This window comes from Pseudomonas sp. B16120 (assembly GCF_044218845.1).
Classification (GTDB): domain Bacteria; phylum Pseudomonadota; class Gammaproteobacteria; order Pseudomonadales; family Pseudomonadaceae; genus Aquipseudomonas; species Aquipseudomonas paracarnis.
The window spans coordinates 3,566,132-3,579,896 of sequence record NZ_CP162588.1; the positions used below are offsets into that span (position 1 = coordinate 3,566,132).

Here is a 13,765-nt window from a genome sequence, read left to right on the forward strand (position 1 = left end):
TGTCTGGGAAATACTTGGAGGTGAATCAAATGGCGGCCAGCGTGGCTTGGTGGCGCTCGGGGTTACCTGTCGAACGCGGCTGAAGGTGGGAGCTGGCTTGCCTGCGAAGGGATCGACCCGGTTTGGTTGATAGACCGAGGTGCCTGCATCGCAGGCAAGCCAGCTCCCACCTTTGGATTGCGCGGTGTCAGCCTGGTATCTGTGGGCTCAGGCTCAGGTCCAGGCGACTACCAGCAAGCCGGCGCCCAACACCAGGCACAACGGCGAATAGAAGTAGGTGTCCAGACGAGCGAACCGCGACCCGCCGACCTTCTTGAAGAACCCCACCAGCTCCGAATCCCCTATCGCTCGGGCAAACATCAGCACGGCAATCGCGCTGATGCCCCACTGCAACGCCCCATGGGACACCGGCGAGAAATACAGCCCGGCGCGCAGGCACACAAGCAAGGCAATCGCCACCAGCCCCATCGCCACCAGAAAAGTGCCCAGCGCCGACGGTTTGAACGCCGGCCTGGGCCCGCTGGCAAACTCTCCGGGCAGTTGCGGGATAGCGGCCAGGCTGCCGAGCTTGCCACCCGCAGCCCAATACAGATGCACCATGCTGATGAAGGTAAATACCCCGACGATCCACCGCGCAATCACAAAGCTCATGGTCGGCGCTCCACAAAAATGTGCGAATGAGGATAGCCGCCCTGAGTTTTTTTGCAGGCATTTCGTCGGTCGCTGATGATAAAGTGCCGCCCCATGAAACTTGCCCGTGCCGACCGTTCACTCATTGCCTGGATGCTCTACTGCTGCGTCCTGTTCAATGTGTTCGCCTGCAGTATTGGTCATGGGCAAAGGGTGGGGATGCAGCTCAACGGCATCAGCGGCCAGTTCTGTACGGTCGACCCACGTACCCAGGCGCCGCTGCCCAGCAACTCGACGGACGAGAACCTGCCAACGCTGTCGAAGGCGTTTGGTTGCCCGCTGTGTTCTACCGGCGGCATGGGCCCGGCGCTCAACTCCCACCTGAATGTGGCGGTCCTGCCGCAACCCCATGCACCGCCTGCTGCGGTGGTGCTTGCCGCTGACATCCCTGCCCGCTTCACCTGGCCTGCGGCTAATCCGCGCGCGCCACCTGCCCTTGCCTGATCCCTGCGCTTACTGATCTGCATCGCCCCGTTTCCGTCAGGAGTACGGGTAGCAGTGCGTTGTTTTCGAGCCAAGTTTTCAGGATTCCAACCATGAAACATTTACCCCTGCTGGCGGGCCTGTTCGGCTGCCTGCCTGTTTGCGCCTCGGCCCTTGAGTTGGCCCCGACCACCATTGACGGCGAGCAAAGTGCCGAGCCTGGGCTGGCCCTGGACCAATCCAGCGGCATGGCCTCGCGCCTGGGCCTGAGCGTGCGGGAAACCCCGGCGTCAGTGGCCATCGCCAACCGCAACGATATCGAGCGCCACGGCGCCAAGACCTTCCGCGATGCGGCCAATACCCTGCCCGGTGTCAACGCCAGCGCCCCGCCCGGTTTTGGCGGCTTTGTCTCGTACCGAGGGTTTACCAGTAGCCAGATCACCCAGATGTTCAACGGCATCAATGTCGCCACGGGCCTGGCGCGGCCGGTGGATGCGTGGATCTATGACCGCGTCGAACTGGTAGGCGGCCCCTCCTCCTTGATCAACGGCGCAGGCTCAGTGGGTGGCTCGCTGAACTACGTGACCAAGCTGGCAAACCGCGAGGAACAGGCCATCGAAGGCCAACTGAGCTATGGCAGCTACGACACCGCCGGTCTGGCGTTCGGCCTCAACCATGCGCTGACCGAACCCGGTGCCGAGGTGCAGCATTACGCCCGCCTGGATGTGAGCCGCAACACCAACCACAGCTACATCGACCGCGACCAGCGCGATGCCTGGAGCGTGGCGTTTTCCCTGCTCAGCGACCTCACCCCGAACCTGTCCCACACCCTGGCCCTGGAATATCAGGACGAACATGAAGACAGCCCGTATTGGGGTACGCCGGTGCTCAACCCCAAGGCCGGTGAACTGAAGATCGACAAGCACAACCGCTTCAATAACTACAACGTTGCCGACGGCCGTTATGAGCAACGCACGATCTGGGCACGTTCAATCATCGACTACCGGATCAACGACAGCACCACACTGAAAAATACCCTCTATCACCTCGACAGCCAGCGCGACTATCGCAACCTGGAGACCTACCAGTACAACGCCGACAACAGCGCGGTGAACCGCTCAACGGCCTATCAGGTGCGGCATCAGGGCGAGCAGAACGGCAACCAGTTCGAACTGCGCCATGACACGAGGGTGTTCGGCCTTGCTACCACCTGGTCCGGTGGTTTTGAGTACAAGGTCAACAGCACCACCAGCCATCCACTTATCAAGCCGGGTAACAGTACGGTTGACCCGAACAACTACAACCCGGGGCACTTCTATGACATCCCCGACATCAAGCCGGGTTTTGCCAAAGGCACGACTAACCAAGTGACCACCAAGGCACTTTTCGTGGAAAACCGTCTGGGACTGACGGATAAGCTCTCGCTGCTGACCGGCCTGCGCTATGACGCCATCGACCTGGACGTGACCAACCACCGCACCATCACCGCCACCAACCCGCGGCACTTCAAGCGCAGTTGGGAACCGGTAACGGGCCGGGTGGGCCTGACCTATCAGTTCATCCCGTCCGCCAACGTCTATGTGCAATACAGCACCGCCGTCGAACAGCCCAATACCACCACCCAGGTGTTCGACGTGTCCACGGGCAAGCAATGGGAAATCGGCAGCAAGTTCGATTACCTGGAAGGTCGGGGCTCCGCCACGGTCGCCGCCTACAAGATCGAACGCAAGGACTTTGCCGTCACCGACCCGCTGGACCCGACCAACAGCATCCCGGTGGGCGCGCAGTCGTCCAAGGGCATCGAACTGGCCAGCTCGTTGCGCATCACGCCGAGGCTATTGGCCGAAGGCAACTTCGCCTGGGTGGACGCGCAGTACGATGAGTTCAACGAGAAAATCGCCAGCGGCTCGGTGGTGTCACGTAAGGGCAATACGCCGACCAACGTGCCCAAGCGCGTGGGTAACCTATGGCTGACCTACGATTTTGCCGAGGATTGGCAAGGTGGGGTGGATGCGCGGTATGTCGCCCAGGTGTACGCGGACAATGCCAATACCCAGACCGTACCGGCCTATACGCTGTTCGGCACCTTCCTGCGTTATAAGCTGGATGCGCATACCACGGTAACCGGGCGCGTGCGTAACCTGACTAACGAGGTGTACGCAGAGTTTGCCCATGTGTCGCCGGCGTATTATCTGGGGTCACCGAGGACCTTTGAGCTGGCCGTACACACCAAGTTCTAACGCTGCAACGACCGTTGACTTGAAATGCAATTGAATGTGGGAGCTGGCTTGCCTGCGATAGCGGTGGGTCAGCATAAAAATATGTTGTCTGACACTCAGTCATCGCAGGCAAGCCAGCTCCCACATCTTGATCTTCGCTCGATACAAAGACCTCCGGTTACTTGAGGCTCGCCTCGACCTTCTGCGCCACATCGTCCGTCAACCAGGCCTTCCACACTTGCGGATGTTCCTTGAGGAACGCCTGGGCGACCTCCCGAGGCGGCGTGTGGTGTTCGCTCATCGTCGCCAAGGCTTTGTTAAGCGGCTCGATGGGGAACTCGACCTTCTCGAAGAACTGGGCAATCTGTGGGTGTTCCTGCTGGAACGGCGTCGACACGCCAATGCTCAGCTTGGAAGCCAATGAGCGTGTCGGCTTCGGGTTCGGGTTGTCGGCGTCAGTCAGGGTCTTCCACGCGTCTGCATCAAACGGTGGTTCTTCCAGCTGGATCAATTTGTAGCGGCCCATCAACGGGGTCGGCGACCAGTAATAGAACAGCACGGGCTTGCCCCGACGAATCGACGAAGCAATCTCCGCATCCAGCGCCGCGCCCGACCCGCTGCGGAAGTTCACGTAGCTGTCGTCCAGACCATAAGCCTTGAGCTTCTGTTTGTTGACCACCTCGGAGGTCCAGCCGATGGGGCTGTTGAGAAAGCGCCCCTTGCCTGGGGACTCCGGGTCTTTGAACACGTCCTTGTAGCGCGCCAGGTCCTGTACGCTTTTCAAATCTGGTGCCAGGGGCTTGAGTCCTTTAGAGGGGTCACCCTTGACCACGTATTCCGGCACCCACCAGCCTTCGGTAGCGCCTTTGACGATATCGCCCAGGCCCGCCACCTTGCCTTCGGCTTGCGCCTTGACCCACACAGGGCTGCGGCCTGCCCACTCCTCGCCGATCACCTGGATATCATTCTTGGCCAGGGCGGTTTCCAGGGTAATGGTGGTACCAGGCAAGGTGTCGGTGGGCAGGTCATAGCCCTTCTCGACGATAAAACGCAATACTTCAGTGATCAGGCTGCCGCTTTCCCAGTTCAGGTCGGCAAAATGCACCGGTGCCTGGGCAGCCGATACCGGCAATGACAGACTCAGGGTCGTCAGGCCCGCCGCCAGCAGTGACTTCAATCCTTTCATGCCTGTGCACCTCGCGTTTTCGCAGTCATGGCGAACGGCTTTGCTGCGAATGCGCGAAGCCTCTGAATAGTTAAGTCAACTCAACTGTAGTAGAGGTTCCAAAAGACAAAGATGCACAGCGTATTTATCGCCTACTCGCTGGCCTTGAAGGTCACCAGTTCACCCTTGCGCCATTTGGCGGCTTTGCCAGTCACGGCCTTCAGGGTCTTGGTCAACCCTTCCTGCAATTGCTCATGGGCGGCGAATACCAGCATCACGCTGTGGCCTTCCTTGAACACAATACCCTGGCCTTCGTTCGACGACACAAAGGCATAGTCGCCGAGGCCGTAGACGGTCAACTTGATATCGCGAAACCTCAATTCGAACTTGCCACCTTCGCGGCTGGGCAATACCGCTGCGCGAAAATGGTCACCTACTTTGAGTTCCAGACGTGGCTTGTCATCCACGACCAGCGCCGTTTCGGTATCGATTTCGGCGATATAAATACCTTCCGGCGTCTGTTCAGTGACGTAGACAAACCGAGATTGAAACTGCTTGACCAACTTTGCGCGCAAATCACCCAGCACGAATAACGCGTGCATATCCAGATTACTGACTGCCAAGGAAACGCCCCCACATCAAAAAAGTACTGGCCGCCAAAGCGAACAGCACAAAAAATGGCCGTTACGACACGATACAGAGTCATTAAAAAACTGAAGAGAACTCGTAAGGCTAGTACAAACCTCAACGGCGGACCTCATGGGAAGTCAACCGCGATACAGCAAATCACAGGTTCAACGACCCGAGAATACGGGTCTGCCGACTTCAGAGAATAACCCAATTAAAAATGCAGTTTTCCGACACCCCAACACAAAAAAACATCTGGGCATGGAACCAGTCACGAACTACCGACGACAATACTAGAACAGCAACCAGGGTGAAAACCACCCGAAACAACGCAGACAAGCTAACCGGATCGATCGACAGGAGCTGAGCATGCAACGACGTCAACACGACGCTACGTCTTTCCACACTCGTTCACCATGTCCCGACGAACAGCAATACTACTGCCTGCTGAACCTGAATGGGTACTCCAATTCGGTGCTTTACCAAGTTGTACCCGCAGGAAAGAACTTTTTTCATATTCTTGAAGTGCCCAGCGGCAAGATCAAGGGGTTTCGCAGCGATCACATCAAAGCCTGCGAACTGGCCAAGTCCCTTGAAGCCAAGCTATACGCCTCAGGCGGCGGAATCGTTTCGTCGCCTGGATGACTTTACCGCGCCACTGCCCCTCAACAACTGCCATACTGGCCTGTCCATGGAAGTTTGCCCCCCGCGGGTCAGGTTTCATCAACGCAGTTACCTTGAAGGGAAAGCCATACGTGACGGAATTTGATATTGGCGAATTTATTATCCACGGCGATGCGAGGGAAGTAGACGGTGAGTTTCAAGCGGTCATCATCATGCGAGCCAAACCACCGCTGAACAAGGTCACCGCGCACCAGGTGGAGAAAGACCGCTGGTTCAAAACCGCCGACGCAGCGGCCGTGGCTGGCAAAGAGGCGGCCAAGGCACTGAAAACTGCCGTGGATTGCGGCGCGCTCAATACCTGACAATCCGATAGAACTCTGGCGTGCCCTGCCCCTCACATGCATGACGATAAGCCCGCATGGAGAACGCTATGGACACCACCACCCCAACCCTTGAAACCCTGTTCGAACAACTGGGGCTGGATTCCAGCCAGGAAGCCATCGAACGTTTTACCGCCGAACATCGACTGCCCGATGATGTAAAACTCATCGACGCGCCATTCTGGAGCGAACAGCAGGCGAACTTCCTCAGGGAACAATTGCAGGTCGACGCAGAATGGGCTCCCGCAGTGGATGACCTCAATGCGCTGCTGCATGAGCCTCCCCGCGCTTGATCAATGCAGGCTGTCTGACGCTTCCCTGCGCAATAGCGCTTGCCAGGCAGCCTGGCATTCCTGCGCCTCGTCCCGGCTGGCGAATGCAGTGCCGCGCTGCTCACCGTTGAGCAACACCACCCAGCAGGCTCGCTGGCCCAGGGCTCGCAGGGTTTGGGGTACGCCACTGCCGATCATTACGGCCACATCGACTTTGTTTTGCATGGAGCTTCTCCGCAGCATTAGTTAGCTGGCTAACAATGTTGGCCATGCTACGGCTTTATTCCAGTTGGAAAAAGCTATCCACGGAATAGCTTCATTGCATAAACAGCAACAATGCCGATCCAGGGCGGCCAGCTAGAGAGCCGCCCCCTTCACCGCATCAGGCTTGACGCTGGTGCTTGTCGATCTGCTCGTGGCGCTCTTGCGCTTCGATGCAGTACTTGGTGGTAGGACTGATCAGCAGGCGCTTGAGGCCGATAGGCTCGCCGCTGTCGTCACACCAGCCAAAGGAATCTTCCTTGATGCGTTCCAGAGCACGCTCAAGTTGCGGCAGCATGCGCTGGTCGCGGTCAATGGCGTTTACCAGCCAGGTGCGCTCTTCTTCGACAGAAGCCGCGTCAGCCGGGTCGGCCGGGGTATCCAGGCTCTCAATGGCGATACGGTTCTGCTCAATGCGCTCGTGGTGCTCCACCTTCATGTCTTGCAGCAACTTCTCGAAAAAAGCGTGCTGTTCGGCATTCATGTAGTCATCCGCCGGCATGGCCAGCAACTTTTCCTTTGTCATTGATTTCTCTATAAAAAATACGTGCATTAAGGCGAATTAGGGAGCGTTCCGGCCGACCTGTGCAGGTCTCGGAAGGGCGCCATCCATTCCAAGCGCCACCCGGCACTCAATTTACGAGGGGCGGCAGTCTAAGGCCGACTTGAGGGCGCAGCAACTGAAAAGACAGGCATTTTTTCCCGATCAACCCCCAAAAGCACCAGGACGGGCTTGGCGAACGGTCATCGGAGTGCGTTTATAGCAAGAAATTCAGTGTTGTGGAGCTATATAGGAGACAAACGGTTGAAAGTGCCTGATCCCCTGTAGGCGCGAGCTTGCTGTGGCGAGGGAGCTTGCTCCCGCCGACTGCGCAGCAGTCTCCGGCTTTTATTGGGGGTGCTTCGCCCCACGCAAGCTCGCTCCTACAAGGGCAGGTACTCAGCGCTTGAGCTTGCGCTTGTTGCGGTATTGATCGATCACCACCGCCACCACGATGATCAGGCCCTTGATGATGTCCTGGATATACGCATCCACCCCGACAAAGGTAAACCCGCTGGCCATGACGCCGAGGATCAGCGCGCCGATCACCGTGCCGGTGATGCGCCCTACTCCACCGGCCAGGCTGGTACCGCCGATCACTGCGGCGGCAATCGCGTCCAGCTCGTAAGACATGCCCATGCCGGCCTGCCCCGTCGCTGCACGTGCCGAGGCCACCACGCCGGCCAGGCCCGCCAGGAGACCGGCGATGCTATAGACGATGATCAAGTGACGCTTGACGTTGATCCCCGAAGTGCGCGCCGCTTGCATGTTGCCGCCGATGGCATAGGTGTACTTGCCATACTTGGTGTAACGCAGGGCAATGTGGAAGATCACCGCCACCACCAGGAAGATAATCACCGGCATCGCGCCATGGCCAATCGCTGTATAGGAGTCCGAGAGCATGCTCACCGGCTGGCCTTCGGTGTAGTAGCGCGCCAGGCCACGGGCCGAGACCATCATGCCCAGGGTTGCGATAAATGGCGGGATGCCGGTGACCGCGATGATGCTGCCGTTGATCGCCCCCGCCAGCAGCCCCACGCCCAAACCCATCGCCACCGGGATCCACACCGGCAAGTCGGTGAGGGACGGAAACACCGCCCGGGAAAAGTCGGAGGTCTGCGCCAGGCTGGCGGCGATCATCGCTGACAAGGCCAGCACCGAGCCGGACGACAAGTCGATGCCCGTGGTGATAATCACCTGGGTCACACCGATGGCCAGCAGGCCGATGATCGACACCTGCAGGATCATCAGCACCAGACGCTGGGAGTTCATTAGAAAGCTCTGGTCGCGCACGATCCAGCCAAACAGTTCAAACACCAGGCCGATACCGATCAGCACCAGGAAGATACTCAGCTCGGTGGGCATGCGTCGACGGTTCTTGACCGGTGCGGTTGCCGGCTTGTTGTCTGTTATTGCGTTCATAACCCATCACCTTCTTATTCTGTAGATCAGTGGACTGCGGTCATCCCGGAAGCCAACTGCATGACTTTTTCCTGGGTCGCCTCGGCGCGATCCAGGGTGCCCATCAGTTCACCTTCGTGCATTACCATCACCCGGTCGCTCATGCCGAGCACTTCGGGCAGTTCGGAAGAAATCATGATCACCGCCATGCCCTCGCTGGCGAGGAAGGCGATCAAGCGATAGATCTCAGCCTTGGCGCCCACATCGATACCACGCGTCGGCTCATCCAGGATCAGCAAGCGTGGGTTGGTCATCAGCCAGCGCGCCAGCAAGGCCTTTTGCTGGTTGCCACCGGACAAGGTGTCGATGCATTGCTCCAGGGACGGGGTTTTCACCCGCAGCTTCTTGCACATGTCTTCACACAGGGCACGCAAGGCCTTCTGCTGGATAAAACCGTTGCCCGAATAGTGCGGCAGCACCGCCATCTCCATGTTCTCCAGCACCGACAGGCACGGGAACAGGCCGCTGAGCTTGCGGTCCTCGGTCAACAGCGCAAAGCCTTTTTCGATGGCCATATGCGGGTCGGTAATGCGCACCGCCTTGCCGTCCAGGGTGATTTGCCCGCTGGAGCTTGGGGTGATGCCAAAAATAGTTTCCGCCACATTGGTGCGCCCGGAGCCCATCAGCCCGGCGATACCGAGGATCTCCCCGGCGTGCAGGTCGAACGATACGTCCTTGAACACGCCGTCCAGGCTCAGGTCGCGCACCGACAGCAGCAGCTCGCCAATAGGCGTTTCGCGCACCGGAAACAGCTGGCTCAGTTCACGCCCGACCATCATCGAGATGAGGCTGTCGCTGTTCATGCTGTCGGCCCGTTGCAAGCCGATGTATTGGCCGTCGCGAAACACCGCCACTTCATCGGCGATGGCGAACACTTCGTTCATCTTGTGGGTGATATAGACGATGCCTTTGCCCTGGGACTTGAGGTCGGCAATGATCGAAAACAGGTGGGCCACTTCCTTGTCGGTAATGGCCGAGGTGGGTTCATCCATGATCAGGATGTCGGAGTCGTAGGACACTGCCTTGGCAATCTCGACCATCTGCCGTTCGGCAATGCTCAGGTTGCCGACCTGTTCTTCGGGGTCGAGGTTGATGCGCAGGCGCGCCAGCAACTCGGCGGTGCAGCGGTGCATTTCGCGGTGGTTGACCATGTGCAGGCTATTGAGCTGTTCGCGGCCGATCCAGATGTTCTCGGCGATGCTCATATGGGGCATCAGGTTGAGCTCCTGGTGGATCATCGCGATCCCGGCCTTTTGCGCGGCCAGCGGCGTTTCAAAGGTGATCGGCTTGCCACGCAGGCGAATCTCGCCGGCGTCGGGCTGGTAGATGCCGGCGATGATCTTCATCAGCGTCGACTTGCCCGCACCGTTCTCGCCCATCAACGCCAGCACCGTGCCGGGGCGCACCCGCAGCTGCACATCGTCCAGGGCCACGACACCGGGAAAGCCTTTGCTGATGTTGAGGATTTCCAGCAGGTAGGGTTCGTCCAGCGCCAGCGCCGGGTGGGCGGCGGGCTGAGACGTGGCGGCTTGAGCAAGCATAGGGAGGTACTCCATCTGCAGGGCGGCCGTGACCGCCCTGCCAGCTTTTGTTGTTATGTCGGGGCTACTTGAAGTCTTTGACGTTGTCCGGGGTGATCAACTGGAACGGGATCACCACGTTCTGCTCGACCGGCTCCTTCTTGGCCATCTTGCGCGCTGCCTCTACCGAACCTACCGCCTGGCCCTTGGCGTCCTGGAAGGCCGACACGGTCATGTCGCCCTTGGTGATCGCGTTCAAGCCATCGGGCGTGCCGTCGACACCGGCAATCAATACGCTGCCTTTTTCCTTGCCGGCCGATCTCAGGGCCATGGATGCACCGATCGCCATCTCATCGTTGTTAGCCAGCACCGCATTGAACTCCCGGCCCTGGGTCAGCCAGTCGTTGACCAGGGTCATGCCCCTGTCACGCAACCAAATGCCGGTTTGCTCCTGCTCGATCTTGATGTCCGGGTACTTGGCCAGCACTTCCTTCACGCCCTTGGTGCGGTTGGTGGTGGAGTTGTTCGCCAGGTCGCCCAAAAGAATCACGATCTTGCCCTTGCCGCCGAGCTTTTCGGCGATGTACTGCATTTGCAGGCGGCCGGCCTCGACGTCATCGGAGGTCACGGCCACCACGTCCTTGGGCAAGTCTTTCTGGTCAGGACGGCGGTTGACGAACACCAGCGGGATACCCGCCTTGGTGGCGGCACTGATGATGTTCTTGGTCGACGCGGTATCGACCGGGTTGACGATAATCGCGTCGACCTTCTGGCTGATGAAGTTCTCGACCTGGCTCAACTGCTTGACCACATCGGCGCGGGCATCTTCGAACTGCAGTTGCACGCCATCGCCTTTTGGATAGGACTTGGCTTGCTTGTCCATGTCCTCGCGCAGGTAAGTGAGGAAGGTGTCATCGAACGCGGACATCGTCACGCCTACCTTGAGGTCGGCGGCGCCGGCAACGCCACTGGCCAGCAGCATGGACAGGGCCAGGGCGGTAAAACGGATCGGGGTCTTCATGAACGGTCTGTCTCCACTTTCTTGTTGGTTTTTTTCGACGTTGCGTTGATCAGGACTCGGCTGTCAGTCGCACCACCGGCGCGCCAGGAATGCAGCACACCAGCGCGCCCTGGTTTTCGACGCACAGCACATTCAGGAAGGAGAAGTAGAACGGCCGGGCGCGGGGCAGTCCGCGTGGCGCTTGGAGGGGGCGTAAAACTCGCAGTACAGCGTTGAAGATTTTCATCTGACGGTACCTGGTTGTTTTTGATCTTGTTTTTGTTGAGTCGCCCGTAGGTTCCGGGACGTACTTTATGCAACCTGGAAAAGACTGTATTAGAAAATAATTTCCATATCAACTTGTTTTAGAATTTTATTCTATTTTTGTCGAGACCACCTGCTGGCGCTCAGCGCTCAACCGTGCGGCATCCAATATACGGGTGGTTTCCAGGGCGTCATAGGCGTTGACCGGCAGCGGCCCCTGCCCCACCACGGCCGCTTGCAACTGCCGATAGAATTGGGGCCAGCAGCCCTTCTCCGACGGCACCCGCTCACGCTCCGACCCTTGTTCGAACCAGCCCCAGCGTCGGTGCTCCTCAGCGCCCCAGTGGTCACCTTCGGTTTTCGGCGACTTGCCGGCCAGCAGCACTTCTTCTTGGCCGTCCAGGCCGTCGATGGTGTAGCAACCCAGGCTGCCACTGACGCGAAATCGCGGCACCTGGCTGTTCTGCAACGCGTTGCCCCACAGGTGCGATATCACGCCGTTGGCATGAGTGAGGGAGACAAAGAAGCCGTGGTCCACGGTGGGATGTTCTGGTGTGTAGTGCAATTGGGCGAACACCCGCTCCACCGGTCCGAACAATTGCAACGCCTGGTCCACCAGATGGCTGCCCAGGTCGCGCAGCCATCCTCCACCGCTGGCATTGCCCACAGCTTGCGGGCTGTAGCGCTCCACGCGGGATTCAAAGCGGGTGATGGTGCCCAAGGCGCCAGCGTCGATCAGTTTGCGCAGGGTCAGGTAATCCGAATCCCAGCGCCGATTCTGATAAACACTGAGCAACGAGCCCTGACGCTCGGCAGCGGTAATCAGGGCCTGGGCTTGTTCGGCGTTGGCGGCAAAGGGCTTGTCGCTGACCACCGCCACCCCGTGCTCGATGGCTTCCAGCACCAAGGCCGGGCGACCTTTGAGGGTGGTGGAAATCACCAGGGCATCGACGCCGGCTTCGACGATCTGGCCGATGGAGTCGAAGGCTTTGACACCTGGAAGATCAGTACTCAATTGCTGGCGACGTTCGGGTGAACGCGTCACCACGCCGACAAAGGTGGCGCCAGGCAGGGTGGCGATCAGCGGCGCATGAAAAAAGCGCCCACCGTGGCCGTAGCCCACTAGTCCGATTCGCATGCTCAACTCCAGAATTGATTTGGGAACCCAAGCAACTGTGGGAGCTGGCTTGCCTGCGATAGCAGTGTGTCAGGCACTGAATCTGCCACTGATAGACCGCTATCGCAGGCAAGCCAGCTCCCACAGTGTTAACCACATTTCTTCAGTGAGTTAGCCGTAGAAGTGTGGGCGATCTGGCAGGCTGACTTTCACAATCTGCCCACTGCCCTGGGCTTCAATACACGCATCTGCCGCCACCGCCGCCGCAAACCCATCCCAGGCCGACGGCCCGCCGACCTGCCCGGCCAGCACGCTGTCGATAAATGCCTGCAACTCCACGTCATAGGCACCGATAAACCTATCCTTCCAATCCATCAGGATCGCGTTGGACAGCTTCGCGTCGCTGCGCAGTTGCACCTGAGATGGCTCCGGCAACTTGGCGATACCGCTCTCCCCCACCACCTCACACTGGATGTCGTAGCCGTATTGGCAGTTCACAAACACTTCCACGTCGATACGCGTGCCTTTGGCAGTTTCCAGCAGCACGATCTGTGGGTCGCGCAGGTGCGCCAACGCCTTGCTGGTCTTGCGCGGGAACACCACCTGCACGGACACGTAGTCGTCGTTGAGCAGCCAACGCAGCACGTCCAGCTCATGGATCAGGGTATCGGTGATCGCCATGCCGGTGTTGTAGTTCTCGCCCACCGTGGGGTTACGGTGCGCGCAGTGCAGCATTAACGGCTCGCCAATCTGGCCGCTGTCGATCACCGCCTTGAGGGCGCGGTAGCCTTGATCATAAGGGCGCATGAAGCCCACCTGGACCAGACGCTTACCGTGTGCCACTTCGGCCTCGACAATGTTGCGGCAGCCCTCGGCCGTCACCGCCAGGGGTTTCTCACAGAACACCGGTTTGCCGGCGGCGATGGCGGCCAGTACGAACTCTTCGTGGCTGGGGCCCCACGAGGTCACGAGGATCGCTTCGACCTCCGGCGAATTGATTAGCGTATGACCATCCGGATACACCTCGGCATCCAGTTTCAAGTCCGCCACCACCTGGGCCGCCTGCTCAAGGTTGATATCAGTGACCGCCACCACCTGGCTGTTGAGCAGGGTCTGGCTGCAACGACGAATATGGTCCCGGCCAATGGCGCCCGTACCAATCACTCCAAGCTTCAAAGACATGCAAACACTCCTCTTGTTG

The 13,765-nt window shown here is 59.1% G+C and carries 16 protein-coding genes; 5 read left to right on the forward strand and 11 right to left on the reverse strand.

Features of this window, described 5'->3' with window-relative positions; genetic code table 11:
- Positions 1 to 213: 213 nt before the first annotated feature.
- On the reverse strand, positions 214 to 651 hold the full coding sequence (locus tag AB4P90_RS16525) for a DUF3995 domain-containing protein (protein ID WP_014718756.1): 438 nt from the start codon (positions 649 to 651) through the stop codon (positions 214 to 216).
- 93 nt (positions 652 to 744) lie between these two features.
- Between AB4P90_RS16525 and AB4P90_RS16530 the strand changes: the two genes are divergently transcribed.
- Positions 745 to 1,134, forward strand: coding sequence for a DUF2946 domain-containing protein (locus tag AB4P90_RS16530; protein WP_014718757.1), 390 nt, complete (start codon positions 745 to 747; stop codon positions 1,132 to 1,134).
- A 92-nt stretch (positions 1,135 to 1,226) separates the two neighbouring features.
- A complete protein-coding gene (locus tag AB4P90_RS16535; RefSeq protein ID WP_395605152.1) occupies positions 1,227 to 3,353 on the forward strand; it encodes a TonB-dependent receptor in 2,127 nt (708 codons plus the stop codon).
- A 157-nt stretch (positions 3,354 to 3,510) separates the two neighbouring features.
- Here the strand turns inward: AB4P90_RS16535 and AB4P90_RS16540 are convergent, their stop codons facing one another.
- Entirely contained in the window at positions 3,511 to 4,518 is a 1,008-nt protein-coding gene (locus AB4P90_RS16540; protein ID WP_395605153.1) for an ABC transporter substrate-binding protein, read from the reverse strand.
- A gap of 131 nt (positions 4,519 to 4,649) precedes the next feature.
- Positions 4,650 to 5,099, reverse strand: coding sequence for a hypothetical protein (locus AB4P90_RS16545; protein ID WP_052199932.1), 450 nt, complete (start codon positions 5,097 to 5,099; stop codon positions 4,650 to 4,652).
- Between the two features lie 394 nt (positions 5,100 to 5,493).
- Here AB4P90_RS16545 and AB4P90_RS16550 point away from each other — a divergent pair, with 394 nt between their 5' ends.
- From AB4P90_RS16550 to AB4P90_RS16560, 3 genes are all read left to right on the forward strand, one after another.
- Positions 5,494 to 5,769, forward strand: coding sequence for a hypothetical protein (locus tag AB4P90_RS16550; RefSeq protein WP_032872432.1), 276 nt, complete (start codon positions 5,494 to 5,496; stop codon positions 5,767 to 5,769).
- A gap of 110 nt (positions 5,770 to 5,879) precedes the next feature.
- Complete coding sequence (locus AB4P90_RS16555) at positions 5,880 to 6,110, forward strand: hypothetical protein (RefSeq protein WP_034125688.1); 231 nt, start codon at positions 5,880 to 5,882, stop codon at positions 6,108 to 6,110.
- A gap of 68 nt (positions 6,111 to 6,178) precedes the next feature.
- Positions 6,179 to 6,421, forward strand: a complete 243-nt coding sequence (locus AB4P90_RS16560; protein ID WP_034125689.1) for a DUF2789 domain-containing protein — start codon at positions 6,179 to 6,181, stop codon at positions 6,419 to 6,421.
- Here AB4P90_RS16560 and AB4P90_RS16565 read toward each other — a convergent pair whose 3' ends face one another.
- The 8 genes from AB4P90_RS16565 to AB4P90_RS16600 all read right to left on the reverse strand — a co-directional run bounded on the left by AB4P90_RS16565 (position 6,422) and on the right by AB4P90_RS16600 (position 13,746).
- Complete coding sequence (locus AB4P90_RS16565; RefSeq protein WP_034125690.1) at positions 6,422 to 6,625, reverse strand: hypothetical protein; 204 nt, start codon at positions 6,623 to 6,625, stop codon at positions 6,422 to 6,424. It lies immediately after the preceding gene.
- A 157-nt stretch (positions 6,626 to 6,782) separates the two neighbouring features.
- Positions 6,783 to 7,187, reverse strand: a complete 405-nt coding sequence (locus AB4P90_RS16570) for a TraR/DksA C4-type zinc finger protein (protein WP_003191666.1) — start codon at positions 7,185 to 7,187, stop codon at positions 6,783 to 6,785.
- A 414-nt stretch (positions 7,188 to 7,601) separates the two neighbouring features.
- Complete coding sequence (locus AB4P90_RS16575; RefSeq protein WP_003191668.1) at positions 7,602 to 8,624, reverse strand: ABC transporter permease; 1,023 nt, start codon at positions 8,622 to 8,624, stop codon at positions 7,602 to 7,604.
- A 26-nt stretch (positions 8,625 to 8,650) separates the two neighbouring features.
- The gene (locus AB4P90_RS16580; RefSeq protein ID WP_034125691.1) at positions 8,651 to 10,204 is read right to left on the reverse strand and encodes a sugar ABC transporter ATP-binding protein; all 1,554 of its coding nucleotides are present in this window, start codon (positions 10,202 to 10,204) and stop codon (positions 8,651 to 8,653) included.
- A 64-nt stretch (positions 10,205 to 10,268) separates the two neighbouring features.
- Positions 10,269 to 11,204: a sugar ABC transporter substrate-binding protein gene (locus AB4P90_RS16585; protein WP_197883295.1), complete on the reverse strand. Its 936-nt coding sequence runs from the start codon at positions 11,202 to 11,204 to the stop codon at positions 10,269 to 10,271.
- Between the two features lie 49 nt (positions 11,205 to 11,253).
- Positions 11,254 to 11,430, reverse strand: coding sequence for a hypothetical protein (locus AB4P90_RS16590; RefSeq protein WP_003191673.1), 177 nt, complete (start codon positions 11,428 to 11,430; stop codon positions 11,254 to 11,256).
- A gap of 126 nt (positions 11,431 to 11,556) precedes the next feature.
- A complete protein-coding gene (locus AB4P90_RS16595; protein ID WP_395605154.1) occupies positions 11,557 to 12,585 on the reverse strand; it encodes a Gfo/Idh/MocA family oxidoreductase in 1,029 nt (342 codons plus the stop codon).
- A 150-nt stretch (positions 12,586 to 12,735) separates the two neighbouring features.
- Complete coding sequence (locus AB4P90_RS16600) at positions 12,736 to 13,746, reverse strand: Gfo/Idh/MocA family protein (protein WP_014718768.1); 1,011 nt, start codon at positions 13,744 to 13,746, stop codon at positions 12,736 to 12,738.
- Positions 13,747 to 13,765: the final 19 nt, after the last annotated feature.